Here is a 26,304-nt window from a genome sequence, read left to right on the forward strand (position 1 = left end):
AGTAAGCGTACCGCCCCGCTCACCCGGCGGGGCGTCTCCTCCCCTAAGCGACCTGGCCCCGTCTCTCCCGAGGCGGGGCTTTTTCTTGGGCTCAGCGGCCCTGGATGAGCGGCGCGCGGACGGGGCAGCCGTCGACCATCCGCATGACCGCGCGCTCGCCAAGCGCCATCGGCATGCGGTTCAGCGGCTTGGTGCTCCCGTCTTCGGCCTTACGGGCCAGAGTGGCCCGCTGGCGGCATTCAAAGGGTGATCGCTGACCCTTCATGCGCGGCGTCTGGACGAACGGAACCGCCGCGGGGGCGGGAGGCCCAGCCGGCGACGGCGCGGCGACCGCGGGCGGCGCCTGCAAGGCGGCGGCCAGCAGGAGCGTGGACAAGAACATGGCGGGGCTCCGTTGTGGGAACCCCGCCATGCTACGTCCGATAGCGCGGACGTGAGGATTACTTTTGAGACAGAAAACGCGGGCCGCTTAGGCCTGCATCGTCCAGCCTTCGACGCCCATGGCCGCCTGGCGGATCGCCTCCGAGCGGGTGGGGTGCGGGTGGCAGGTGCGGGCGATGTCTTCCGAAGCGCCGCCGAACTCCATGGCCACGCAGACTTCGGCGATCATGTCGCCGACGTTCGGGCCAACGGCGTGAGCGCCCAGGATGCGATCGGTCTTGGCGTCGGCCAGGATCTTCACGAAGCCGTCGGTCTCGTGGTTGATCTTGGCGCGGCTGTTGGCCAGGAACGGGAACTTGCCGACCTTGTAGGCGACGCCCGCGGCCTTCAGATCGTCCTCGGTCTGGCCGACGGTGGCGACTTCGGGGCTGGTGTAGACGACGCCCGGGATGATGCCGTAGTTCACGTGACCGGCCTTGCCCGCGATCATCTCGATGCAGGCCACGCCTTCGTCCTCGGCCTTGTGGGCCAGCATCGGACCCGAGGTCACGTCGCCGATCACCCACACGCCGGCGACGCCGGTCTTGAAGTGGTCGTTGGCGATCATGCCGCGCTTGTCCGGCGTGATGCCGACCGTCTCGAGGCCCAGGCCTTGGGTGTACGGACGACGGCCGATGGCGACCAGCACGTAGTCGGCCTCGATCGCTTGGGCGTCGCCGCCGGCGACCGGCTCGAAGCCGAGCTTCACGCCCTTGGCCGAGGCCGTCGCGCCGGTGACCTTGGCGCCCAGCTGGAACTTGAAGCCCTGCTTGGTCAGGATCTTCTGGAAGGCGTTGGCCACCTCGGTGTCCGTGCCAGGCAGGATGCGGTCGAGATATTCGACGACCGTGACTTCCGCGCCCAGGCGCTTCCAGACCGAACCCAGCTCCAGGCCGATCACGCCGGCGCCGACGACCACGAGGTGCTTGGGCACTTCCGGCAACGACAGGGCGCCGGTCGAGTCGACGACGCGCTTGTTGTCGATCGTCACGCCCGGCAGCGGGGTCGGCTCCGAGCCGGTGGCGATCACGATGTTCTTGGTTTCGAGGGTGGTTTCCGAACCGTCCTCGGCCTTGACCACGACCTTGCCAATACCTTGAGAGAATGGGCCGTCGATGCGGCCCCAGCCCTTCACGTAGTCGACCTTGTTCTTCTTCATCAGGAACTCGACGCCCTTGGTCAGGGCTTCGACGCTCTCGGCCTTCTGGGCCATCATCTGGGGCAAGTTCAGCTTGGGCTTCACCTCGATGCCCAGCTTGGCGAATTCGGGCCCCGTGGCGGAAGCGTACATTTCCGAGGCGTGCAGTAGCGCCTTCGAGGGCATGCAGCCGACGTTCAGGCAGGTGCCGCCCAGCTTGCCGCGGCCTTCGACGATCGCGGTCTTCAGGCCCAGCTGGCCCGCGCGGATCGCCGCGTTGTAGCCACCAGGACCGCCACCGATGATGACGACGTCGTACTGAGCCATGGGTCTATCGCCTTCAGGACGCGCCGGGATCGGCGCCGGACAAGATATGGGCCTCGCCGGCCGTTTTTGTCAGACCTTTGGAGGCGCGTGTTCCTTAGAACCAGAGTGTTAAAAACGGAACCACCTTTCGTCGTCCGCGGCCTTGAAAATCAAGGAGAACGGCGGGAAGCGCCGTGCCGATGACGCTCCCCGCTTCGGGGATTGCCACAAGCTTGACACTAGAGCGCCCGGAGAGGGCCACGGCGCCGTGTCGTCCTAGACGACATGATGACCAAACTTCGCCTCTGGGGCCTCTCGGCCGCCCTGGCCTTCGTCGCCGCCGTCTGCGCTTTCACCACCGTCCTGGCGCGAGCGACCCCGGCCTGGAGCGGTCCCGTTGTCGTGCCAAGCGCCCACGCTGGCGATACGCTGGCGGTGCTCTATTCGGGCGACGGCGGCTGGGGGCCCCTGGACCAGCAGGTGGCGCGGCGCCTGGCCGACAACGGCGTGCCGACGCTGGGCGTCAACTCCCTGGCCTATTTCAGGACGGACCGGACGGCCGACAGCGTCGCGGCCGACCTCGCCGCCAGCCTTCGCGCCTATGGACGCCAGTGGGGCAGGAACAAGGTGGTCCTGATCGGCTATTCGTTCGGGGCGGACGCGCTGCCCGTCATCATTCCGCGCCTTCCGGACGACGTGCGCGCCCAGATCAGTCGCGTGGTCCTGATCGGGACTGGACCGGATGGCGATCTTCGCTTCCACCCGGTCAGCTGGCTGAACCTGGCGTCCCGCGACTCCTTCCCCGTGGCCCCGGCCATCGCGGCGCTAAAGGATCTGAAGATCACCTGCGTCTATGGCGACAAGGAGCGCCACGACATCTGCCCCGAACTGCCCGACGACGCGGTCGCCAAGATCCGCCTGCCTGGCGGTCACCACTTCGACGGCGACTACGCGACCCTGGGCGAGGCGGTGCTGCGGGCCAGCCGCTAAAGCGGCGCGGCCAGGCCGTGCTTGGCCGCGAGGTAGCGGGTGATCGGACGGGCGTCAGTCAGGAACGACAGGCCGTTCGTTGTCTGGATTTCACCGTGCGGACCAGCGTCGGCCGAGGCGTTCGCCAGGATCAGGGTCGGGGCGTTCTGGTGGTCCTCGCCCAGCCGCTCGACCAGGGCCCCGCGAGGCCGGTCGTAGTCGACATGGACTATGTCCAGCGCGTCGCGAAGCGCGGGGTAGGTCGCGAGGTAGCCTTCCATCATCGCGCAGTCGGGACAGAAGCGCTGGGCGCCGTCCTTCTCGAAATGCGGCTGCAGCAGATAGAGCGTGTCCTTGGCCATCGTGGGGTATCCAGAAATGCGAACGGCCCCGACGTAGGACGCCGGGGCCGCGATTGCAAAGAGGCCTTTGAGGCTTCTCGCGGAGCCTAGAGCTCCAGCAGCAGGCGCTGCGGGTCTTCGATGGCTTCCTTGACCTTCACCAGGAAGGTCACGGCGCCGGCGCCGTCGACGACGCGGTGGTCGTACGACAGGGCCAGATACATCATCGGGCGGATCTCGATCTTGCCGTTGACGACCATCGGACGTTCCTTGATGGCGTGCATGCCCAGGATGCCCGACTGCGGCGCGTTCAGGATCGGGGTCGACATCAGCGAGCCGTAGATGCCGCCGTTGGTGATCGTGAAGGTGCCACCCTGCATGTCCTCGATGCCCAGCTGGCCGGTGCGGGCGCGCTTGCCCAGGTCGCCGATCGTCTTCTCGATCTGCGCCAGGTTCAGCACGTCGGCGTCACGGACGACCGGAACCACCAAGCCCTTGTCGGTGCCGACGGCGACGCCGATGTCGTAATGGTTCTTGTAGATCAGGTCCTGGCCGTCGATCTCGGCGTTGACGTCCGGGATCGCCTTCAGCGCGGCCACGACGGCCTTGGTGAAGAACGACATGAAGCCCAGCTTCACGCCGTGCTGCTTTTCGAAGACGTCCTTGTATTGGGCGCGCAGGGCCATCACGGCGCTCATGTCGACCTCGTTGAAGGTCGTCAGCATGGCGGCGGTGTTCTGGGCTTCCTTCAGGCGACGGGCGATCGTCTGACGCAGGCGCGTCATCTTCACGCGTTCCTCGCGCTCGTGCAGGGCGCGCGGCGCGGCCGCGGCGGGGGCCGGGGCCGGAGCATTGGCGCGGGCTTCGAGAGCGGCCAGGGCGTCGCCCTTGGTCACGCGGCCGTCCTTGCCGGTGCCCGCGACCTTCGACAGGTCAAGGCCCGTCTCGGCGGCGATGCGGGCCGGAGCCGGGCTGACCGGAGCGGCGGCAACCGGGGCCGGCGCGGGAGCCGGAGCCGGAGCCGGGGCGGCGGCCGGGGCCGGCTTCGGCGCTTCGGCGGCCTTCGGGGCGGCCGGAGCCGCGGCCGCGCCTTCGGTCACAACGCCCAGGACCGTGCCCGGAACGACCGTCGCGCCTTCCTCGGCGCCGATGGCCGAGAGGACGCCGTCGGCGGGCGAGGCCACTTCGAGGCTGACCTTGTCGGTTTCCAGCTCGACGAGGATCTCGTCCTTCTTCACGGCCTCCCCGGCCTTCTTGGTCCAGCGGGCGACCGTCGCTTCCGTGACGGATTCGCCGAGGGCGGGGGTCATGATGTCGGCCATGGGGCTTTCCGATGTCTCTCTTGTTTGGTCCGGCGGGGTTTTAGCGGAGAACCTTCGCCCTTAGGCGAAGGCCTCGTTGAGGAAGGTCTCGAGCTCTTTCAGGTGGCGGCTCATCAAACCGGCGGCCGTCGAGGCCGAGGCCGGGCGGCCGACATAGCGCGCGCGCTTGGCCTTGATGTCCAGCTTGTCCAGTGTCAGCTCCAGCCAAGGATCGACGAAGGTCCAGCCGCCCATGTTCTTGGGCTCTTCCTGGCACCAGACCAGGTCGGCGTTCTTGAAGCGCGAGAGCACATTCATCAGCGACTTCATAGGCCACGGATAGAACTGCTCCAGACGCAGCAGATAGACGTCGTCGCGGCCGGTCTTGGCGCGATGGTCGACCAGGTCGAAGTAGACCTTGCCCGAGCAGACGACGACGCGCTTGATCTTGTCGTCGCTCTTCAGCGTGATCCCGCCGACGTCGCAACCGGCCTCGGCGCCGTCCACCATCACGCGGTGGAAGCTGGAGCCCTCGGCGAAGTCCGCCAGGTTCGAGACGGCGCGCTTGTGGCGCAGCAGGCTCTTGGGCGACATCACGATCAGCGGCTTGCGGAACTCGCGCTTCATCTGACGACGCAGCGCGTGGAAGTAGTTCGCCGGCGTGGTGCAGTTCAGCACCTGCATGTTGTCTTCCGCGCACGACTGCAGGAAGCGCTCGAGGCGCGCCGAGCTGTGCTCGGGGCCCTGGCCTTCGTAGCCGTGCGGCAGCAGCATGACGAGGCCGCTCATCCGCAGCCACTTGCGCTCGCCCGAGCTGATGAACTGGTCGATCACGACCTGGGCGCCGTTCACGAAGTCGCCAAACTGGCCTTCCCACAGGGTCAGGGTGTTCGGATCGGCCAGCGAGAAGCCGTATTCGAAGCCCAGCACCGCCTCTTCCGACAGGGCCGAGTCGATCACTTCATAGTGGCCCTGGCCCGGACGGATGTTGTTCAGCGGCGTGTAGTGCTCTTCGGTCTTCTGGTCGATGACGTCCGAGTGGCGCTGGGTGAAGGTGCCGCGCACCGAGTCCTGGCCTGACAGGCGGACCGGGTAGCCCTCATCGAGCAGGGTGGCGAAGGCCAGGTGCTCGGCCGCGCCCCAGTCGATGCCCTCGCCCTTCTCGAACGCGTCGCGGCGGTTCTCGATCGCGCGCCGCACGGTCTTGTGGGCGTCGATCCGCTCCGGGATCGTGGTGATCAGGCGGCCCAACTCGGTCAGGCGGGTCTTGGGGAAGGCGGTCTGGCCGCGACGATCCTCGTCGCCCGGCAGGCTGAGGCCCGCCCACTTGCCGTCCAGCCAGTCGGCCTTGTTCGGCTTATAGGCCTTACCCGCGTCGAATTCCTTGTCGAGGAACTGCTCGAACTCCGACACCCAGCCGTCGACCTCGGCCTGGGTCACGACGCCCTCGCCGACCAGGCGGCTGGCGTAGAGTTCGCGGGTCGGCGGATGACCCTTGATCTTCGCGTACATCAGCGGCGACGTCATGGTCGGATCGTCGCCTTCGTTGTGACCGAAGCGACGGTAGCAGAACATGTCGATGACCACGTCCTTGCCGAACTTCTGCCGGTACTCGGTCGCGACCTTCGAGGCGAAGACGACGGCTTCGGGATCGTCGCCGTTCACGTGGAAGATCGGGGCCTCGACCATCAGGGCGACGTCGGAGGGGTACGGCGAGCTGCGCGAATAGCGCGGGCTGGTCGTGAAGCCGATCTGGTTGTTGACGATGAAGTGGATGGTGCCGCCCGTGCGGTAGCCCTTCAGGCCCGACAGGGTGAAGCACTCGGCCACGACGCCCTGGCCGGCGAAGGCGGCGTCGCCGTGCAGCAGCAACGGCAGGACGTGGCCGCGGCCGGCGTCCGGCTGCTCGCGCAGGGTGAAGGCCTGCTTGGCGCGGGCCTTGCCGATCACGACCGGGTTGACGATTTCCAGGTGCGACGGGTTCGCGGTCAGCGACAGGTGGACCTTGTTGTCGTCGAACTCACGGTCCGACGAGGCGCCCATGTGGTACTTCACATCGCCCGAGCCCTCGACGTCCGAGGGGACCGACGAGCCGCCCTGGAACTCGTGGAAGATGACGTGGTAGGGCTTGCCCATCACGGCGGCCAGAACGTTCAGGCGGCCGCGGTGCGGCATGCCCAGGACGATGTCCTTCACGCCCAGCGCGCCGCCGCGCTTGATGATCTGCTCCATGGCCGGGACCATGGCTTCGCCGCCGTCCAGGCCGAAGCGCTTGGTGCCGGGGAAGCGCTTGTGCAGGAACCGCTCGAAGCCCTCGGCCTCGATCAGCTTCTTCAGGATGGCGACCTTGCCTTCCTTGGTGAAGGTGATTTCCTTGTCGCGGCCTTCGATGCGCTCCTGCAGCCAGGCCTTCTCGGCCGGGTCGGAGATGTGCATGTACTGCACGCCGACATTGCCGCAGTAGGTGCGGCGCAGGATGTCGAGGATCTCGCGGATCGAGGCGGTCTCGAGACCCAGGACGTAGTCGAGGAAGATCGGACGGTCGTAGTCGGCGTCCGAGAAGCCGTAGGTGGCCGGATCCAGTTCCGGGGCCGGCTTCGGCGGCTCCAGGCCCAGCGGGTCGAGGTTGGCGGCGAGGTGGCCGCGCATCCGGTAGGCCCGGATCATCATGATGGCGCGCAGGCTGTCCAGCGTGGCGGCGCGGACGGCTTCGGCGGAGGCGCCGGGGGCCTTGCCCTCGACGGCCTTGGCGATCTTGGCTTCGACGGCGGGGGCGACGGTGGCCCACTGGCCATCCAGGGCCGACAGCCAGTCTGGACGGACGCTGGGGACCTTCTTGGGCGTCCAGGCCGGATCCTGGGCGGCGCGCTTCACCTGGTCGGCCTGCTCCTGCAGGCTGGCGAAGAAGGCGTTCCACGAGGGCTCGACCGATGCGGGGTTCTCCGCCCACTGGGCGTAGAGGTCCTCGACGAACGCCGCGTTGGCGCCGTAGAGGAAGCTGGTCTCGGTCAAGACCTGGTTGATGATGCCTGCGTCGTCCGCCATCGTTGTCGCCTTAGATCCGCTTGCTTACGGGAGCGCTATCGCAAGCCCGTAAATATAGTCTCTCAATCGCCCGGGCGCCCGTCGAACGGCGGGGCCCAGGTGATTTTTTCGGATCGTCGACTGGCGGTCGCAAAAAACCTGGGCCCCGCGCGAGGCGGGGTTTCGGTGTTCTAGTTAGCCTTTGAGCACTTCAAGCAGGGTCTCGCCCAGCTTGGCCGGCGAAGGCGAAACGCGGATGCCCGCGTCTTCCATCGCCGCGATCTTGTCCTCGGCGCCGCCCTTGCCGCCCGAAACGATCGCGCCCGCGTGGCCCATGTGACGGCCAGGAGGGGCCGTACGACCGGCGATGAAGCCGACCATGGGCTTCTTGCGGCCGCGCTTGGCTTCGTCCTTCAGGAACTGAGCCGCTTCTTCCTCGGCCGCGCCGCCGATTTCGCCGATCATGACGATCGACTTCGTGGCTTCGTCGGCCAGGAACATTTCCAGGACGTCGATGAACTCGGTGCCCTTAACGGGGTCGCCGCCGATGCCGACGGCCGTGGTTTGGCCCAGGCCCGCGTTGGTGGTCTGGAACACGGCTTCGTAGGTCAGGGTGCCCGAACGCGACACGACGCCGACCGAGCCCTTCGAGAAGATCGAGCCCGGCATGATGCCGATCTTGCACTCGCCGGGCGTCAGGACGCCGGGGCAGTTCGGGCCGATCAGGCGCGAACGCGAGCCTTGCAGGGCCTTCTTGACCTTGACCATGTCCAGCACCGGGATGCCCTCGGTGATGCAGACGATCAGCGGGATCTCGGCCTCGATGGCTTCCAGGATCGAGTCGGCCGCGAAGGGCGGCGGGACGTAGATCACCGAGGCGTCGGCGCCGGTGCGATCCTTGGCTTCGGCGACGGTGTCGAACACCGGCAGGCCGATGTGCGTTTGACCGCCCTTACCCGGGGTGACGCCGCCGACCATCTTGGTGCCGTAGGCGATGGCCTGCTCGGAGTGGAACGTGCCTTGAGCGCCGGTGATGCCCTGGCAGATGACCTTGGTGTGCGAACCGATCAGAACCGACATTTAGCGGGCGCCCTTCACAGCGGCGACGATCTTCTCGGCGCCGTCAGACAGATCATTGGCGGCGATGACGTTCAGGCCGCTTTCCGAGATGATTTTCTTGCCGAGCTCGACGTTGGTGCCTTCCAGACGGACGACCAGCGGAACCTGCAGGCCGACTTCCTTCACGGCGGCGATGACGCCTTCCGCGATGATGTCGCAGCGCATGATGCCGCCGAAGATGTTGACCAGGATGCCCTTCACGGCCGGATCGGCGGTGATGATCTTGAAGGCCGCGGTGACCTTCTCCTTGCTGGCGCCGCCGCCGACATCGAGGAAGTTGGCCGGCTCGGCGCCGTACAGCTTGATGATGTCCATGGTGGCCATGGCCAGGCCCGCGCCGTTGACCATGCAGCCGATTTCGCCGTCGAGGGCGATGTAGGCCAGGTCGTACTTCGAGGCTTCGATTTCCTTGGGGTCTTCTTCGCTCTCGTCGCGCAGCGCCTTGATGTCCGGGTGGCGGAACAGGCTGTTGCCGTCGAACGACAGCTTGGCGTCCAGGACGCGCAGGTGATCATCCGCCGTCACGATCAGCGGGTTGATCTCCAGCATGGCCATGTCCTTGGCCATGAACGCCGTATAGAGCTGGGTCAGCAGCGAGGCGGCTTCCTTGGCCAGACCGCCGGTCAGGCCCAGAGCCTTGGCCAGGGCGCGCTGGTGGGTCGGCCACACGCCCGTCGCCGGGTCGATGGTGAAGGTGTGGATCTTCTCGGGCGTCGAGTGAGCGACGTCCTCGATGTCCATGCCGCCTTCGGTCGAGGCGACGACCGAGACCTTGCTCGAGGCGCGGTCAACGAGAAGCGACAGGTAGAATTCCTTGGCGATCGCCGCGCCTTCTTCGATGTAGAGGCGGTTGACCTGCTTGCCCTTGGGGCCCGTCTGGTGGGTCACCAGCACGCGGCCGAGCATTTCGGCGGCGTTGGCCTTGACCTCTTCGACCGACTTGACGACGCGGACGCCGCCCTTGGCGTCGGGGCCGAGGCCCTCGAACTTGCCCTTGCCGCGGCCGCCGGCGTGGATCTGGCTCTTCACGACAAAGACCGGCCCGCCGAGCTTTTCGGCGGCGGCGGCGGCTTCATCGGGCGTGAAGGCGGCGAAGCCGCGCGGCACGGGGGCGCCGAACTCGGCGAGTACGGCTTTGGCTTGATGTTCGTGGATGTTCATGAGGGCCCGGTCTCGACGACGGCTTTCTGAAATGTGGCGGGGTTATAGGAGCGCTATTTGGCAGGCGCAACCGCGTGTGAACGATAAGGTGAAGGCTTGCGCGCTTATCTCGCCCGATGAGAGGTCATCGCGCATCCCCTGCCCTGGCCCGGCAAGAGAAAGCCTTGACGTTGCGGAATTGTTACCGGTCACACTCTTTCCGCGAGATGACAACGTTTTCCATCCGGACAGCGCAGGATGTCATCTGTCGGAGGCCACGGAGACGGTCGCCCGCCGCTCCAGCTTGCCCCAGCCGACGCGACCGCCTCGGACGGCCATCACCACCGACTTGACCACGACGTAGTACATCAGCTGGCGATAGCCGAAGCGCTGGACGGGCAGGAACGGCAGGTCGGCCCACGGCGCGCGCTTCTCCAGGGCCATGCCCAGGGCGCCGGCCGAAAGATCCACCGCGATGAAGATCGCCCAGTAGGCCAGCCCCAGCAGCATGTCGTCAGGACGCCACTCCACGGGGTGGGCGATCGCGCCGTAGAGCCCGCTGATCAAGCTCCAGACGACCGCCAGATCCACCAGGGGCGCGGCCACGGCCAGGATGATCTGGAACAGCCAGATCTGCGGCAGGGCGACGAAGCCGAGCACCGGGGTCTTGCGGCTGAACATCGCCCGGCGATGCTTCCACACGCATTGCAGCGTGCCGAACGACCAGCGGAAGCGCTGCTTGAGCAGGCCGCCGACCGTGTCCGGAGCCTCGGTATAGGCGCGCGCCTCGGGATCGAAGGCGACCTTCCAGCCCGCGCGCTGGCAGGCGATGGTCAGGTCCTGGTCCTCCGCCAGGGTGTCCGACGGATAGCCGCCCAAGGCGTCCAGAACGCTCTTGCGCCAGGCCCCGACGGCGCCGGGCACCACCGTCACCGCGCCCAGCGCCGAGAGCGCCCGGCGCTCCAGGTTCTGGGCGGTCACGTACTCCAGCGCCTGCCAGCGGGTGACGATGTTGACGCGGTTGCCGACGATGGCGTTGCCGGCCACCGCGCCGACGTCCGGATCCTGGAACCAGCGCGCCAGGCGGCCGATGGTGTCACGCGGGAACAGGGTGTCGGCGTCCAGCGCCACCACATACTCGCCCTTGGCCACCGCGAGGCCGCGATTGACCGCCCGCGCCTTGCCGCCGTTCTCGAACGACAGCAGCGTCACGCGCGGATCATCCGCGAAGTGCTTGCGCACCTCGTCGGCCGTTCCGTCCTTGGAGCCATCGTCGAGGACAAGGACCTCGAGGTTCTTCCAATCCGACTCCAGGATCCGCGCCACCGAGGCGGCGATCACCTTTTCTTCGTTGAAGCAGGGGATCAGCACGCTGACCAGCGGGCCGTTCTCCGGATCGAGATCGGCCGGCTCCTCGTGCGTCCAATAGCGGTGAACCAGCGCCAGGCTCGCCAGGAACACCAGTCGCGCCACGCCCAGGAAGATCGCCAGGATGAACAGCGCGGCCATCGCGGCCTGAGTCCAGCGGAAGAAGTCGAAGCCCAGGCGGTCGATCGCGAGATCCAGCGCCGTGCGCGAGGTGGGCGGCATCACCTGCTCGGGCGTCATGCCGGCCAGCTCGCCGACGGTGACCAGCTTGTAGCCGCGCGCCCGGATCGCGTCGATCAGGCCCGGCAAGGCCGCCACCGTGTGGCTACGGTCGCCGCCGGCGTCGTGCAGCAGCACCACCTGACCTGGCCGATCGCCCGGATTGTCCAGGCGGTCGAGGGTGCGGTCGATGATCTGCTGGGGGGTGGGCTTTTGCCAGTCGTCGGGGTCGATCCGCAGGCCGACGGTCATGTAGCCAAGCGTCTGGGCGATCACCAGCGGCGCGACCTCGTGCGGGGTCGAGGGCTCGGCGTCGCCGAAGTATGGCGGCCGGAACAGGCGCATCGACCGGCCGGTCAACACCTCGAACAGACGCTGGGTGGCGTTCAGCTCGACCTGCACCTGCGGCAGCGGGGTCTCGCCGATGTTGGGATGGGTCCAGCTGTGGCCGCCGACATCGTGGCCCTCTGCCACCTCGCGCCGCACGATACCCGGCCGCTTCTGCATGTTCTGGCCGATCACGAAGAAGGTGGCCGGCGCGTGCTTGGCCTTGAGGATGTCGAGGATCTTCGGCGTCCAGCGCGGATCGGGCCCGTCGTCGAACGTCAGGGCGACCATGCCCTTGCGCTGGCCGTAGCGCTCGATGACGTAGGAGCTGGGAATGACGTCGTAGGTTTCGTTGGAAATCAGACCCGTGGCGGGATCGACCCGCAGGCCGCGCTTGCCCGGCGTCGGCAGGGCCGCGACCCGCAGCACCTCGCCGCCGCCGTCGAAATCGACGCCCTGGCCGTTGGCGAGGGTGGTGAGCCCGGCGACGGAGGCCTGGCCATAGGGTTTGCCCAACAGCGACCAGACGCCCGGATCCTCCATGCCCATCCGCCAGAGGGCATAGCCGCGCGGCTTCCACGGGTCGGTGACCTTGACCTGGTTGAACAGGGTGACTGCGTCCATGAACCAGACGACGTGATCGTCGCCATCGTCGTCGGTGTAGGCGTAGGTGGGGTTCAGCGCGTCCGGATCCATCCGGATCGTGGCCCCCGCGTCCTGGGCGTTGCGCATCGCCTCGTCGAACGTGGACGGCGCGCCCGACGTCGGACGGCCATTCTTGTCCAGCGTCCAGTCGTAGCCGTAGGCGGCCAGGGCCAGCACCGTGCGAGCCGGGTCGAGCTCGGCGAAGCTCTTGGCGAGCTGGGCCTGATACCAGTCCTGGCCGGCGTTGGGGCCAGGTTCCCCTCCGGCGTAATGCTGGTCGTAGGCCATCAGCACCACGGTGTCCGAGGCCCGCGCCAGACGCTTCAGCGGCCAGCCTTGCGCGTCGTAGGGCGCGGCGACCCAGACCTCGCGGCCGGCGGGCTGGAGGACGGCGCGAGCCTCGGCCAGGAACTTGGGATAGGCGGCCAGGCCCTTGTCGGAGAGCGCCTCGAAGTCGAACACGTAGCCGCCAAAGCCGCGTTGGGCGGCCAGGTCCCCGAGGTTGGCGATCAGCTTGGATCGGGCCTTCGGGTCGGTCAGCAGGGCGTCGCCGAGCGGTCCGTTGAACCCGGCGTCGGCGGAGTTGTGCACCAGGGGCAGGACGGCCGGGTGGTTGGGCGCGGCGGCGATCCGCGCGGCGCCTTCCGGATCGTCGACGACGGTGATGTCGCCGCCGGCGCCCTTGATCGCCACCCACTGGGGCGAAACGACGTCCAGCTTGTCGATGTTACGGCGCAGGGACTCGCGGCTGGCCTCGTCCCAGTCGACATAGAAGCCCACCGACAGCGGTCGCGTGGCGGCGCCGTTCGGCGCGACCTTGGGGCGCGGGACGCGCCGCCACGAGGTGACCGGCTTGGTCTTGCGCGGCGTCTCCTGGTGCAGGGCGGTCAGGACGCGAGGGTCCTTCAACGGCGCGTCGGGCAGGCGCGGCGCGAAGGCCAGGGTCGCGACGAAGCCCGCCACCAGCGCGGCGATCAGCGAGATGACGATCCCGAGGACCAGCTTGGCCCGCCGTTCACGCTTGCCCGTGGGATCGTGAAAAATAGGGCGGTCTTCGGGGGTCATCGGGTCGCTCGCGCTTTGCCGCGCGGCTTTGATACCCGATCTTGACCGAAGCGTGGCGGTGGTGGCGGTGCGGCTTACGGCCGCCCCCTTAGTCGACCCAATCGCGGTCCAGCCGGCGCGAGGCCAGGAAGAACAGCAGCGCGGCCAGCAGATAGAAGCCCATGCCGGTATAGATCGCCCACCGCAGGGACTCCGCGCCGAAGACGGGCTTGAGCACGTCCGAGACCTTGCCGAAGTAGTAGAGGCCGACGGCGATGCCGAGCAGGTTGTTGATCAGCAGGAACAGGGCCGAGGCCGTCGTGCGCATCGGCGCGGGAGCCAGGTGCTGCACCGCCGCGGTGATGGGGCCCAGCCAGGTCAGGTTCAGGCCGGTCGGGATCAGGAAGATCACGAAGGCGACGGCCAGGGCGGCCTGCCCCCCCAGACCGCCGACCAGAACGCCGCTGTTCATCGCCAACAGGAAGCAGGGCACCGAGATCAGGAACGCCACGGCGGGCGTCAGCGGATAGCCGGCCTTGGACTTGGCCCCCAGCTTGTCGGCCATCACGCCGCCCAGCCAGATGCCCACCACGCCGCCCAGGAAGGCGATGCCCGAATAATACCAGGCGGTCTGCGACAGGGTCAGGCCCAGACTGCGCATGAAGAACGACGGCAGCCAGGCCGCGACGCCGTAGCCGCAGACCGACGAGGACGCCGCGCCCAGCGACAGCAGCCAGAAGCTCGGCTTGGCGGCCAGCAGGCGCGCCACCTGGCCCAGCGGCGCTGCCGGCGCGGGCGGCGGCGCGGCTTGGCCTGGCGCGCGATCGGCGCCGCCGCGCGGCGGATCGCGCACCACCAGGCGGAACACCGGCGCCAGCAGCACGCCCAGCAGGCCCACGACGATGAAGGCCGTCCGCCAGCCGTAGTGGACCGCCAGCAGGCCGCCGACCAGGGTGCCCGCCGCCGTGCCCAGCGGAATGCCGAACGCGTAGGCCGCCAGGGCTCGCGCCCGCTGATGCTTGGGGAAATAGTCGGAGATCAGCGAATAGGCCGGGGCGACGCCGCCCGCCTCGCCGATGCCCACGCCCATCCGGGCCAGGAAGAGCTGCCCGAAGCTTCCGACCACGCCGCACAGGGCGGTGAAGCCGCTCCACAGGGTCAGGGCGGCCGTCATGATCCAGACGCGGCTGAAGCGGTCGGCGAGCCAGGCGATCGGAATGGCCAGGGTCGTGTAGAGCAGCGCGAAGGCCAGGCCGCCCATCAGGCCGAACTGGGCGTCGGTCAGGCCGAACTCGTCCTTGATCGGCTTGGCCAGGATGCCGAGGATCTGCCGGTCCAGGAAATTGAAGGTGTAGGCCAGCACCAGCATGGCCAGGACGATGTAGCGATAGTTGGACGCCTTCTCCGGCGCCGCGTTTCCATTGTCGCTCATCGATCGCCCCACCTTACGCCACGGCTTACATAAAAATCGGGCGGGGCTCGTTGCAGCAAGCCCCGCCCCAGCTTTCGCCTAGATCAGAACGCGACCTCGATCGAGCCCGCGACGGTGCGCGGCGGTCCGTAGAAGCCGATCACCGAGTTGTTGTAGGTGGCGCCGGAGAAGTTGTAGCCGCCGGTGCGATAGCGCTCGTTGGTCAGGTTCTTGCCGGTCAGGGCCAGCTTGTACTTGCCGCCTGGCGCGGTCCAGATCGCCGTCAGGTCCACCAGGGTGAAGGCCTTCTGGTCCAGGGCCGGCAGGGGCTGCTCGAACTGCTGGTACTTGTCGCGGTAGCTGACCATCGGCGTGATCGCCAGATCCCCGCCCGCCAGCTCGCCGCGCCAGGTCAGGCTGACATTGCCCGTCCACTTCGGCGTGTTCTGGAAGCCGTAGAGGTCGGCGACGTTGATCACCTGGCCGGTCGCCAGGGTCTGCGACGGGTTCAGCGGGTTCGGCGCCCCGGCCGGCACGAAGCGGCTGAAGGTGTCGTACTTGGCGTGGATGTAGCCGAGGGCGACATTGGCCGTGAGGCTCGGGGCGAGCTTGGCGCTGGCCTCGAACTCGCCGCCGTACAGGGTGGAGGCGCCGGCGTTGTCGACCGAGCTGGCGATGCCCGACGGCACCACGACCTGGGTCGTGACCTGCTGGTCGGTGTACTTAGACAGGAAGATCGCCGACGAGAACGACACCCGGCGTTCCAGCGCGAAGCCCTTCAGGCCCGCCTCGTAGGTCTTCACGACCTCGGGCTTGTAGCCATTGACGGTCTGCGGGGTGATGAAGGCGTCGCCGCGCATGTCCCAGCCGCCCGACTTGTAGCCCTTGGAGAACGAGGCGTAGGTCGTCAGGTCGTCGGACAGCTCGTACGAGACCGAGATGCGCGGGGTGAACTGCTCGAAGGTCTTTTCGGCGCTGTAGTTGGTGCGCGTCTGCAGGATTGGACGCGGGGCGCCGCCCTGATAGGGCGAAGGCGTCGCGCCGAGATAGAACAGGCGGAAGACGTTGGCGCGTTTGGCGTCGCGGGTGGCGCGGGCGCCCAGCGAGACCTTCAGCCGGTCCGTCAGGTTGGCGCTGAAGTCGAAGAAGGCCGCGAAGCTCTGGGTGCTGACCTTGCCGCCGTCGGCGATCGAGACGCCGAGGTTGCCGGCGATGGTGTCGAACTCGCCCGAGGCCTGGCTGTTCATGTAGTAGAGGCCAAAGACCCCCTGGACGTTCTCGTCGGCGTAGACGGCCTGCAGCTCCTGCGAGAACGAGCGGTCGTCATAGGTGGCCGGAATGTCGAGCGTCGGGGCCGGCGTGCCGTCGAAGTCGATCAGGGTGTCGGTGTGACCGCGACGGTTGGCGGTGATCGACTTCAGCGTGACCTTGTCGGTGACGTTCCACTGGCCGGTCAGCGACAGGCCCTTGGTCATCACGTGGTTCTTGTCGCCAAGGCCGGCCTGGGTGTCATAGACGTCCAGCACCTTGTAGCCTCCGGTCAGGGCCGGCAGCTCGCGGTGGCCATGACGCGGGTTGGAGTCGTCCGTGACGTGGTCGTAGGCCAGGCGGAAGAACAGGTCCTCGGTCGGCTTGTACTCGGCGCTCAGGCGATAGGCCTGGACGTCCTTGTCGTAGTGCTCGGCGCCCGTGGTCAGGTTCTTGCCGTAGCCGTCACGCTTGTAGAGAGCATACGCGCCGCCCACCGACAGGCCGCCGCCGATCGGCGTCTGGCCGGAAACCAGCACGTCGGTCTGGTTATAGCTGCCGTAGGTGGCCTTGACCTTGGCGCCGGCCTCGTCGCCCAGGCGCTTGGTCACGTACTTGATCGCGCCGCCGATGGTGTTGCGGCCATACAGCGTGCCTTGCGGGCCGCGCAGCACTTCGATGCGCTCGATGTCGAAGATGTCGAGCACCGCGCCTTGCGGGCGATAGATATATACGTCGTCGACATAGAGGCCGACGCCGGGCTCGTAGCCCCACAGCGGGTCCTGCTGGCCGACGCCGCGGATGTAGCTGATCAGGGTCGAGTTCGAACCGCGCGCGGTCTGCACGGTGATGTTGGGCGTGGTCTGCTGCAGGACGGTGATATCCGTGCCGCCCGAGCGCTCCAGCCTGTCGGCCGAGAAGGCCGAGACGGCGACCGGCACGTCCTTGAGGTTCTCCTCGCGCCGGCGGGCGGTGACGACCACCTGTTCGACGCCGACGCTGTCGTCGGCGGCCGGAGCCTGTTGCGCCGAAGCTTCGCTCGCGATGGCGCAGAACGCCGCGCCGGCCAGCAATGCGGCCTTCCACATCGAAGTCATGGGTTTCCCTCCCTCGTTTCCGCCCGTCCCGATCGGTCCGTCTTCGCGGACGCTCGCTCGGGAGTTTCGCCAATTCATCGAACAGCGAATTGCGGACACCATCACCCGAACCGGCGCGGCGCGCCAGCCCTTTTTCACCAAATGGTGAAAATGATGCTCCCCGCGATGCGGGGGAGCTGTCGTGGAGCGACTGAGGGGGCTAGCTGGAGGTCGGTGGAGCTCGCCCCCTCCGGCCCTCTGGGCCACCTCCCCCGCGAAGCGGGGAAGGATATTACGCGCCGGCCTTGGCGATCACCGCCTCGAAGCCGGCGGCGCAGTAGGAAAAGAGCCGTGCTCGCACGGCCTCCAGGTCACTGGAATGGCATTCGCCTTCCGACAGCGAGTCGATCCGTCCCGTCTCGGACAGGGCCAGCATCATCGAGCCGGTCAGGAACTGGTAGCACCAGTAGAGGTCGCGATACTCGGCCTGGGGCCGGACGGTCTTCAGCGTCTCGACCAGGCGGTGGACCACGGGATCGAAGAAGCGGGTCATCGTCTCCCCGCCCCAGGCCGGCGTGTTGTTCACCTGGGCCACGAGGGCGAAGTAGCTCTTCCAGCCGGGACCGCCGTCCTGAGAGATACGCAGCAGCGGGTCGATGAAGGCCTCGATGACGCCCTCCACCGTCATCGCGCCGCCATGGTCCGCCAGATAGGCGTCCATCGAGGCCTCGCGAGCCTGGTTCAGGATCTCGGCCCGGCGAAGGAACACCGCGTCGAACAGCTCGCGCTTGGCGCCGAAGTAGTAATGGATCAGCGCCGTGTCGACGCCCGCCTCCGCCGCCACCTGGCGGGTCGTGACGCCGTAGAAGCCGTGGCGCGCGAACAGGCCCTCGGCCGCGTCGAGGATCGTCTCCTTCAGGTCCAGGCCCTTGGCCTTGGACGGACGGCCCCGTCCGCCGGGGCGGACGCCGGTCTTGGCTGCGGTCATGAGAAAAGGGCCCGCCCTGATTGCGCTCCGTCCTCGGATAGGCGCAACCCGGCGGGCCTGGCAAGGACCGGTGTTATCTCATGCGCTCTGTACGAAGACGCCATGGAAGGTGACCGGCAGGGCGACGGGCGCGCGCCAGGCGGCGATCGGGCCTTGCTCGACGCGGCGGGCGTCGAACACGTGCAGCTCGGTGGCCTTGGCGTCCAGATTGAGCGTCGTCCCCACCAGCCAGCCGTCCAGCTCCTGGCTGGAGCCGGGGCGCGGGACGAACACCATCTCCTCGACCAGGTGACGCGGGCCGAAGCCGAAGACCTGATCGCGATCGCGCTTCCAGTCGCGCACGGCCACGCCCTGGAACAGCGGGCGGTCCGGCTGTTCGTTGGTCAGGTGAACGGAATACTGGCGGACCTCGCCGGCGAAGCGGGCGTCGCCGCGCGGGAACTCGGCGGTGACGGCGTCCCTGGCGAGCTCGCCGCGACCGTTGGGGCGCAGGGTGATCAGCGCGCGGCTCGGCGGGGGACCCGGCACATGGTGGCCTTGCAGGAACAGCCCCGCGTTCTGGGCCGTGCCGAACGGGTTCTCGTCCACGCAGGCGTCGAAGCGGATGGCGCCGTCGCGCTCCTCCCAGGCGTCGCCCAGATGGAAGAAGAAGAACGGCGGCAACTCGAACACACGGCGCTTTGACAGGTCGTCCTTGTCGATCACCAGAACCTGGGTCCCCAGTTCCGGCTTCCAGGTCATGGCGGTGGAGATCGGCATCTGGAAGCGGCCGACCACCCACGGCTGCAGCAGGATGACGAGATGGCGCGCGGTCGCCGTGAAGTCGTGCATGTAGCTGGCGCGCGGCAGCTCGATCATCTCGGCCTTCTGGAGCGCGCCGTCGGCGGCGAGCTTCCAGACGATGGCGCGGCGCCCCGACAGGCCGAGGTTCCAGATCGTCCCGTCCGGCTGGACGCGCGGATGGGCCAGGAACGGCATGCTCTTGAGGTCCGGCCTCAGGGTCTTGAAGCCGCGCGTCTCGAGCGTGGCGGGATCCAGCGCGGTCGGCGATCCGCCTTCCCACAGCGCCCACAGCTCCCCGCCGGCCATGATCACCGAAGTGTTGGCGGCGTTGGCGTCGTCGGGTCCGGTCAAGCGCGCGGCGGGGCCCGGCGCGGTGCCATATCCCGGCGTGATGACGGCATTGGCGGCGGTGTCGTTGCGGCGCTTGACCGTGTCGACGAAGCGGGCGGCCATGCGGGCCTGCCCGTCGGCGATCTGGAACTTGCGGACCATGCCGTCGCCATCGAACCAGTGACCGACCGAGCCGCCCGGACGCCGGAACTTGGCCGGGCCGTTGCGGAACAAGGTTCCCTTCAGTTCGGCCGGGGCGCGGCCGTGCAGCCGGGTCAGGGCGGTCGGGGCCACGTCGCTCTCGACGTCGGCCAGGCCTAGAGTCCAATCCCCAGCCTGGACGTTGGCGGCGGCGGCCCAGACCGTCTCGGGGGTCAGCAGGGCGGCCCCGCCCATCAGGGCCGCGCCGCGCAGGATGTCGCGTCGGTTCATGGTCCCCTCCCCTACTTCAGGCGCAGCGCTTGAGCGTTGGCGCCGGCCTTCACCTGGAAAGCGGCCTCGTCGAAGGTGGGCGGGCCCATCGCGCCCATGGCGTCGCGCGAGAATCCGTAGGGCTCGGTCGGCAGGCCAAACGGGTTCTTGCTCATCTTGCCGTCGCCATCGATGTCCTGGAACACGCGAACGGCGTAGGTCCCGGCCGGTAGCGCCTCGATCTTGGCGCTGGGCTCGGGGTCGGACGCGTTGGCGACGGCGATCCGCGCGGCCTTGCCGGCGGCCCAGCCCTGGGCGCTGTCATAGACGGCGATCATCACCTTGCCCGACTTGGTCGCGAGACCTGGGAACGACAGGGTCAGGTCGCCGAGCGCCTGCTGGGCGCGGGCGGCCGGGGCGGCGGCCAGGACGGCGAAGGCCAGTCCGGCGAGAAGGGTCTTGGAGAGGGTCATGTCGAGACTCCTTGTGTCGATGTGTCGGGAAGGGGATCGGCTCAGCCCAGGAACAGGGCCCAGAGCAGCCGGCCAGGAATGAAGGCGAACAGGCCGGCCAGCAGCAGGCCGCCGACGAACATGCCGGTCATGGCCTTGCGGTGCGCCCCGACCTTGCCGCGCTTGATCGCGTAGACCGCGCCGGGCAGGCCGACGATGGTCCATCCGGACAGCAGGTGGATGAGGCTGAAGTGGCCGTGGTTCAGCTGGCGGATGAACAGCGAGCTGACGGCGGTGAGGCCCATGGCGATCACCCAGGTCCAGCCCAGCGTCTTGTGCAGGCCCGTCCCCTTCACCCGCGTCATCAGGGCGACGCCGATCAGCAGGGCCGTCACGGCGGCGGTCAGATGGATCTTGATCGCTAGCGGCTGGGCCGCCAGCAGGGCCAGGTCTGGCGCGTGGGGACGCACGCCGCGCTCGATCAGGAAGGCGGCCATGCTCGTGAACATGTTCGGCGCCGCCACGACGACCACCAGGATCGCCAGAGCCACGCCGAGGATCGCATTCCTCAGGCCGTCGTCGCCCAGCGTGAGGCGACCGATTGACTTGGCCTTCGCATCCATCTTCCTTCACTCCCGGTTCGAGCGGGGCGACCGATCGCCTCGCCGTCGACGTCGGTGTTGGAGTGGGCGGCCTCGTGTCTCAATCGTCTTTGCGCCAATCGCCGCCCTCGCTTCGTGAGCGGCTGGGCGACGCCATTCACGCTTCGCGAACGGCGCTGTTCGGACAGGACGCGGTGCGGGGCTATCTGGTGTCGGGCGGGGCGGGCGTCTTCCTGGCGCTGATCGGCGCGTTGGGCTCTCACCACGTACCGATGCCCACGCGCCTGGCCTATTGGGTCGGCCTGTGTTTGGCCGGCGCGGTGGTGGGCACGGGCGTGACCCAGCTGATCGGCCGCGAGGGGCGGGCCGACAATCATCCTTGGCTCTATGGCCTGATGACGATCGTCCTGATCACCTTGCCGTTCACGACCGTCGTCTGGTTCGTCAGCGAGATGCTGTTCGCCCGTGGCCTGCGGCCGGAGGCCCTGCCGCGCTATCTCCTGCCGGTGCTGATCGTGACCACGGGCATGACCGCCCTCAACTTCCTGGTCCAGCGCCGGCCGATCGAGACCCACGCGGCCCCGACCGGCGCGCCCGCGCCACGCTTCCTCGACCGCCTGCCCGCGAAACTGCGGGGCTCTGAGCTGCACGCCGTCGAAGCCGAGGATCACTATCTGCGCCTGCACACCTCGCGCGGCCAGGATCTGATCCTGATGCGCCTGTCGGACGCCATCGGCGAGCTGGAGGGCATCGAGGGCGCCCAGACCCACCGCTCGTGGTGGGTGGCCAGGGCGGCGGTCGAGGACGCCCGGCGCGGCGACGGCCGAGCGGTCCTCTCCCTGAAGGGCGGCGTCGAGGCGCCGGTCAGCCGCGCCTACGCCAAGGCCCTGCGCGAGGCGGGCTGGTTCTGATCAGCCGGTCCAGCCGCCACCCAGCGCCTTGTAGATCGCCACGACGTCGGTGTTGACGCCAGTCTCGGCGACGGTGAGGGCGTCCTCGGCGGCCAGCAGGGTGCGCTCGGCGTCCAGCAAGACGAGGAAGTCGATGCCGCCCTCGCGGTACTGGATGCGGGCCAGCTCGGCCGCGCGGCGCGAGGCGGCCGCCTGGTCGGCCAGGCTCTTCAGCTGGGCCTGCTGCTGGCGGTAGGCGACGAGGGCGTTCTCCAGATCCTCCAGCGCGAGCAGCACGGCCTTGTCATAGGCCGCCAGCGCCGCGTCGTCGCGGGCCCGCGCCGCGCGCAGGCGGGCGTGGGCGCTGCCGAGATCCAGAGCCGGCCAGCTGACGGTGGGCGCGACCGACCAGGCCTGGCTGGCGCTGTTGCCGAAACCCGTCGAAGTGCCGGACAGGAAGCCAACGAAGCCGGTCACCGAGACGCGCGGGAACAGGTCGGCGGTGGCGACCCCGACCCGGGCCGTGGACGCCGCCAGGCGACGCTCGGCCGCCTGGACGTCGGGACGGCGGCGCAGGAACTGCCCCGCCTCGCCGATCGGCAGGGCCGCGATCAGCGGGCGCGTGTCGGCCTCTCGGGAGACCAGCAGGGCGTCGAGCGCGCCAGGGCGCTGGCCGGTCAGCACGGCCAGGCGATAGTTGGCGCGCGTCGCGGCCGTGATCAGGCCGGGGATCGCCGCCTCGGTGGCGTTGAGGCGCGCCTGGGCCGAGGCGACGTCGATCGGGCTCCCCGCCCCGGCGTCGAACCGAACCTTGGTCAGGCGCAGGGTTTCGCGCTGGGTCGCGAGGTTGCGGTTGGCGACCTTGAGCCGCTCCTGGGCGCCGCGCAGCTCCAGATAGTTGCGGGCGACCTCGGCGGCGACGGTGACCTGGGCGTCGCGCAGGTCGGCCTGGGCCGCGCCGGCTTCCGCCCCCGCCGCCTGCACGCCTCGACGGACACGCCCGAAGAGATCGATCTCCCAGCGCGCGTCGAAGCCCGCCTGGTAGGTCTGGCTCTCGATCCGGTCGGTGGTGAGGCCGGGCTGCTGCTGCTTGCTCTTGGTGTAGGTCCCGTCGGCCGTGACGTGGGGCAGCACGTCCAGCTTCTGCTCGGTGAACAGGGCGCGGGCCTCGGCGACGCGGGCCAGCGCGATTTTCAGGTCGAGGTTCGCGCCGAGCGCCTGGCCGACCAGCTGGTCGAGCACCGGGTCCCCGAACGCCTTCCACCACTCCGCTTCCGGATTGGCGGCGGTGAAGACGGCCGGGTCGGCGTTCTGGAAGGCCGCCGGCGGGGTCGCCGGCGCCTTGTAGTTCGGACCGACCGCGCAGGCGGCGGCGGTCAGGGCGACGCCGGCGATCAGCGCGGCGCGCAGGGTGGACTTGAAGACAGACATCAGTGCGCCTCCGCGGGCGAAGTCAGCTCCGTCTTGGCCACGGCCTTGCGGGCCGTGAAGCGACGGATGACGTAGTAGAAGATCGGGGTCAGGATCAGGCCGAAGACCGTCACGCCCAGCATGCCGGAGAACACCGCCACGCCCATGGCGCGGCGCATCTCCGCCCCCGCCCCGTGCGACACCACCAGGGGATAGACCCCCATGATGAAGGCGATCGAGGTCATCAGGATCGGCCGCAGGCGCAGGCGGCAGGCCTCCAGGACCGCCTGGAGCGGGCTGTCGCCGTGCTCCTCGCGCTCCTTGGCGAACTCCACGATCAGGATGGCGTTCTTGCACGCCAGCCCCACCAGCACGATCAGGCCGATCTGGGTGAAGATGTTGTTGTCGCCCTTGCTGATCCAGACGCCGGCCAGGGCCGACAGCAGGGTCATCGGGACGATCAGGATCACGACCAGCGGCAGGCTCCAGCTCTCGTACTGGGCGACCAGCACCAGGAAGGCCAGCAGCACGCAGAGCGGGAAGATGAAGATCGCCGTGTTGCCCGCCAGGATCTGCTGGTAGGTCAGCTCGGTCCACTCGTAGCCCATGCCGTTGGGCAGCTCCTTCTTGGCCAGATCCTCCAGCGCCTTCTGGGCCTGGCCGGTCGAGTAGCCGGGCGCGGGGCCGCCGTTGATCTCGGCGGTCAGCATGCCGTTGTAGTGGCTCTCGCGGTCGGGACCGGTGGTCTCGTGGAAGCTGACGAAGGCGCCCAGCGGGATCATCTGGCCGTCGCCGTTGCGAGTCTGCAGGCGCAGCATCTGCTCGGGCTGCAGGCGGAAGCGCTGGTCGGCCTGCACGTTGACCTCGTAGGTCCGCCCGAAGCGGTTGAAGTCGTTGACGTACAGCGAGCCCAGATAGACCTGCATCGTCTCGAAGAGGTCGGTCAGGGACACGCCCTGGGCCCGGGCCTTCTCGCGGTCGATGTCGGCCTGGATCTTCGGAACGCTGACCTGGTAGCTGGAGAAGATCCCTGCCAGGGCCGGGTCCTGTCGCGCCTTGTCCATCAGGTTCTGGGTGGCCTTGTTCAGCTCGTCCGGACCCAGGCCCGCCTTGTCGACGATCTGCATCCGGAAGCCGCCAATGGTGCCCAGGCCCTGAACGGACGGCGGCGGGAAGACGGCGATCTGGGCTTCGGGGATCGAGGCGAACTTCTGGTTCAGAGCCGCCACGATGGCGCCGGCCTGCTTGTCCTTTTCCCGACGGTCCTTGAAGTCGGTGAGCGTGTAGAACACCGCGCCGGAGTTGGGGCTGTTGATCAGGCCGTTCACCGACAGGCCCGGGAAGGCCACCGAGCTCTTCACGCCCGGGACGCCCTTGGAGATCTCGCCCATCTGGCGGATCACCGCTTCGGTGCGGTCCAGCGAGGCGGCGTCGGGCAGCTGCACGACGGCGACCACATAGGCCTTGTCCTGCTGCGGCACGAAGCCGGTCGGGGTCTTGGAGAACGCGAAGACCGTCAGGACCAGCAGCACGCCATACACCACGAGGCCCGCGGTGGAGCGGCCCAGGGTCTTGGCCACGCCATTGACATAGCCGTTGGAGGCCCGGGCGAAGAAGCGGTTGAACGGGTTGAACAGCCAGCCGAGGGCCCGGTCGATCAGCTTCTGGAAGCGGTCCTTGGGCGCGTCATGCGACTTCAGGAGCACCGCGGCCAGGGCCGGCGACAGGGTCAGGGAGTTGATGGCCGAGATCACCGTCGAGATGGCGATGGTCAGGGCGAACTGGCGGTAGAACTGGCCGGACAGACCGCTGATGAAGGCGGTCGGGATGAACACCGCGCACAGCACGAGCGCCGTGGAGATGATCGGTCCGGTCACCTCGCTCATGGCCTTTCGCGTCGCCGCGGCGGGCTCCAGGCCGTTGGTGATGTTCCGCTCGACGTTCTCGACCACGACGATGGCGTCGTCGACGACGATGCCGATGGCGAGAACCAGGCCGAACAGGGTGAGCGCGTTGAGACCGAAGCCCAGCATCAGCATGACGGCGAAGGTGCCGATCAGCGAGACGGGCACGGCGATCAGCGGGATCACCGAGGCGCGCCAGCCCTGCAGGAAGATCACCACCACGATGACGACCAGGATGATCGCCTCGATCAGGGTGTGGACCACCGAGTCGATGCTTTCCTGCACGAAGGCCGTGGTGTCGTAGATGATCTCGTAGTCGACGCCTTCGGGGAACTCCTTCTTGAGCTCCTTCATGGTCTTCTTGACCTCGGCCGCCATCTGCAGGGCGTTGGAGCCGGGGCGCTGGAAGATCGGCATGGCGACGGCCGACTTGTTGTCGAGCAAGCTGCGCAGGGCGTAGTTGTTGGCGCCCAGCTCCACGCGGGCGACGTCGCCCAGTCGGGTGATCTGGCCGTCCTCGCCCGAGCGGATGATGACGTTCCGGAACTGCTCCTCGTCGGTCAGGCGGCCAGGGGCGTTGATCGACAGCTGGAAGTCGGCGCCGGAGCCGGCGTTGGGCGGCGCGCCCAGCTGGCCGGCGGCCACCTGGACGTTCTGCTCGCGCAGGGCCCGCACGACGTCGCCGGCGGTCATCGACAGGGCGGCCAGCTTCTCGGGATCCAGCCAGACGCGCATCGAGTACGCGCCCGCGCCGAAGGTCTGCACGTCGCCGACGCCGTCGATCCGCTTCAGCCGATCGCGCACGTTCAGCTGCGCGTAGTTGCTAAGGTACAGCATGTCGTAGCGGTTGTTCGGCGAGATCATGTGCACGACCAGGGTCAGGTCGGGCGAGGCCTTGTCGGTGGTCACGCCGATCCGCTGCACCTCCTGGGGCAGCTTGGGCAGGGCCTGGGCGACGCGGTTCTGCACCTGCACCTGGGCCTTATCGAGGTCGGTGCCGAGCGCGAAGGTGACGGTCAGAACCATCGCCCCGTCGGCGGCCGATTGGGACGACTGGTAGATCATCCCCTCGACGCCGTTGATCGCCTGCTCGAGCGGCGCGGCGACGGTCTGGCCGATGACGGACGGGTTGGCGCCCGGATAGGCCGCGCGCACGACCACGGTCGGCGGCACCACTTCCGGGTACTCGCTGATCGGCAGCTGGGGCAGCGACACCAGGCCGGCGATGAAGATGATGATCGAGAGCACGGCCGCGAAGCGCGGTCGGTTCACGAAGAACTTTGAAAAGGACATGCGGGTCGTCCTGGAGCTCCGGGGAGGAGACGTGTCTGGCGGCCCCTCCGCCCTGAGGGAGAGGGGTAAGGGTGGGGTTTGATCACCGTGGAGGAAGGCGAACCCCGCGCGTGGCTGTCGGCGCGGAGATCACCCCCATCCCAGC

General features: G+C 68.2%; 18 protein-coding genes. 2 read left to right on the forward strand and 16 right to left on the reverse strand.

Going from position 1 to position 26,304, the window contains the following annotated elements; translation table 11 throughout:
• Positions 1-91 precede the first annotated feature (91 nt).
• Together J2728_RS04575 and lpdA are read right to left on the reverse strand one after the other, a co-directional pair.
• Positions 92-382, reverse strand: coding sequence for a hypothetical protein (locus J2728_RS04575; protein ID WP_309996937.1), 291 nt, complete (start codon positions 380-382; stop codon positions 92-94).
• 87 nt (positions 383-469) lie between these two features.
• Positions 470-1,885 carry a dihydrolipoyl dehydrogenase gene (gene lpdA / locus J2728_RS04580; protein ID WP_309996939.1) on the reverse strand — a complete coding sequence of 472 codons (1,416 nt, stop codon included), beginning with the start codon at positions 1,883-1,885 and terminating at the stop codon, positions 470-472.
• Positions 1,886-2,149: 264 nt separating this feature from the next.
• Here lpdA and J2728_RS04585 point away from each other — a divergent pair, with 264 nt between their 5' ends.
• Entirely contained in the window at positions 2,150-2,854 is a 705-nt protein-coding gene (locus tag J2728_RS04585; protein WP_309996941.1) for an AcvB/VirJ family lysyl-phosphatidylglycerol hydrolase, read from the forward strand.
• Here J2728_RS04585 and J2728_RS04590 read toward each other — a convergent pair.
• From J2728_RS04590 to J2728_RS04645, 12 genes are all read right to left on the reverse strand, one after another.
• Positions 2,851-3,195, reverse strand: coding sequence for a DUF3088 family protein (locus tag J2728_RS04590; RefSeq protein ID WP_309996944.1), 345 nt, complete (start codon positions 3,193-3,195; stop codon positions 2,851-2,853). The two genes, J2728_RS04585 and J2728_RS04590, sit on opposite strands and share 4 nt — an antisense overlap.
• Positions 3,196-3,281: 86 nt before the next feature.
• The gene (gene odhB, locus J2728_RS04595; RefSeq protein WP_309996946.1) at positions 3,282-4,496 is read right to left on the reverse strand and encodes a 2-oxoglutarate dehydrogenase complex dihydrolipoyllysine-residue succinyltransferase; all 1,215 of its coding nucleotides are present in this window, start codon (positions 4,494-4,496) and stop codon (positions 3,282-3,284) included.
• A gap of 60 nt (positions 4,497-4,556) precedes the next feature.
• A complete protein-coding gene (locus tag J2728_RS04600; RefSeq protein WP_309996949.1) occupies positions 4,557-7,520 on the reverse strand; it encodes a 2-oxoglutarate dehydrogenase E1 component in 2,964 nt (987 codons plus the stop codon).
• Between the two features lie 174 nt (positions 7,521-7,694).
• Positions 7,695-8,579 carry a succinate--CoA ligase subunit alpha gene (gene sucD, locus J2728_RS04605; protein ID WP_309996953.1) on the reverse strand — a complete coding sequence of 295 codons (885 nt, stop codon included), beginning with the start codon at positions 8,577-8,579 and terminating at the stop codon, positions 7,695-7,697.
• Positions 8,580-9,779, reverse strand: coding sequence for an ADP-forming succinate--CoA ligase subunit beta (gene sucC, locus J2728_RS04610; RefSeq protein ID WP_309996956.1), 1,200 nt, complete (start codon positions 9,777-9,779; stop codon positions 8,580-8,582).
• A 240-nt stretch (positions 9,780-10,019) separates the two neighbouring features.
• Positions 10,020-13,382, reverse strand: a complete 3,363-nt coding sequence (locus J2728_RS04615) for a glycosyltransferase (RefSeq protein ID WP_309996958.1) — start codon at positions 13,380-13,382, stop codon at positions 10,020-10,022.
• An 88-nt stretch (positions 13,383-13,470) separates the two neighbouring features.
• Positions 13,471-14,793 (reverse strand): spinster family MFS transporter, encoded by a 1,323-nt coding sequence (locus J2728_RS04620; protein ID WP_309996961.1) that lies wholly within the window; start codon positions 14,791-14,793, stop codon positions 13,471-13,473.
• Positions 14,794-14,876: 83 nt separating this feature from the next.
• Positions 14,877-17,117: a TonB-dependent receptor gene (locus tag J2728_RS04625; RefSeq protein WP_309996963.1), complete on the reverse strand. Its 2,241-nt coding sequence runs from the start codon at positions 17,115-17,117 to the stop codon at positions 14,877-14,879.
• A 271-nt stretch (positions 17,118-17,388) separates the two neighbouring features.
• Entirely contained in the window at positions 17,389-18,084 is a 696-nt protein-coding gene (locus J2728_RS04630; protein ID WP_309996966.1) for a TetR/AcrR family transcriptional regulator, read from the reverse strand.
• Between the two features lie 78 nt (positions 18,085-18,162).
• Positions 18,163-19,629 carry a carotenoid oxygenase family protein gene (locus tag J2728_RS04635; protein ID WP_309996968.1) on the reverse strand — a complete coding sequence of 489 codons (1,467 nt, stop codon included), beginning with the start codon at positions 19,627-19,629 and terminating at the stop codon, positions 18,163-18,165.
• An 11-nt stretch (positions 19,630-19,640) separates the two neighbouring features.
• Entirely contained in the window at positions 19,641-20,081 is a 441-nt protein-coding gene (locus tag J2728_RS04640) for a DUF2141 domain-containing protein (protein WP_309996970.1), read from the reverse strand.
• A 41-nt stretch (positions 20,082-20,122) separates the two neighbouring features.
• Positions 20,123-20,683 (reverse strand): DUF2306 domain-containing protein, encoded by a 561-nt coding sequence (locus tag J2728_RS04645; protein WP_309996972.1) that lies wholly within the window; start codon positions 20,681-20,683, stop codon positions 20,123-20,125.
• Between the two features lie 62 nt (positions 20,684-20,745).
• Here J2728_RS04645 and J2728_RS04650 point away from each other — a divergent pair, with 62 nt between their 5' ends.
• Complete coding sequence (locus tag J2728_RS04650) at positions 20,746-21,573, forward strand: LytTR family DNA-binding domain-containing protein (RefSeq protein ID WP_309996975.1); 828 nt, start codon at positions 20,746-20,748, stop codon at positions 21,571-21,573.
• On the opposite strand, the gene J2728_RS04655 is transcribed toward J2728_RS04650, so the two are convergent.
• Together J2728_RS04655 and J2728_RS04660 are read right to left on the reverse strand one after the other, a co-directional pair.
• A complete protein-coding gene (locus tag J2728_RS04655; RefSeq protein ID WP_309996978.1) occupies positions 21,574-22,983 on the reverse strand; it encodes an efflux transporter outer membrane subunit in 1,410 nt (469 codons plus the stop codon).
• Entirely contained in the window at positions 22,983-26,159 is a 3,177-nt protein-coding gene (locus tag J2728_RS04660) for an efflux RND transporter permease subunit (protein WP_309996981.1), read from the reverse strand. Before J2728_RS04660 ends, J2728_RS04655 begins: the two co-directional genes overlap by 1 nt.
• Positions 26,160-26,304: the final 145 nt, after the last annotated feature.

This window comes from Caulobacter segnis, from assembly GCF_031454995.1.
Classification (GTDB): Bacteria; Pseudomonadota; Alphaproteobacteria; order Caulobacterales; family Caulobacteraceae; genus Caulobacter; species Caulobacter segnis_E.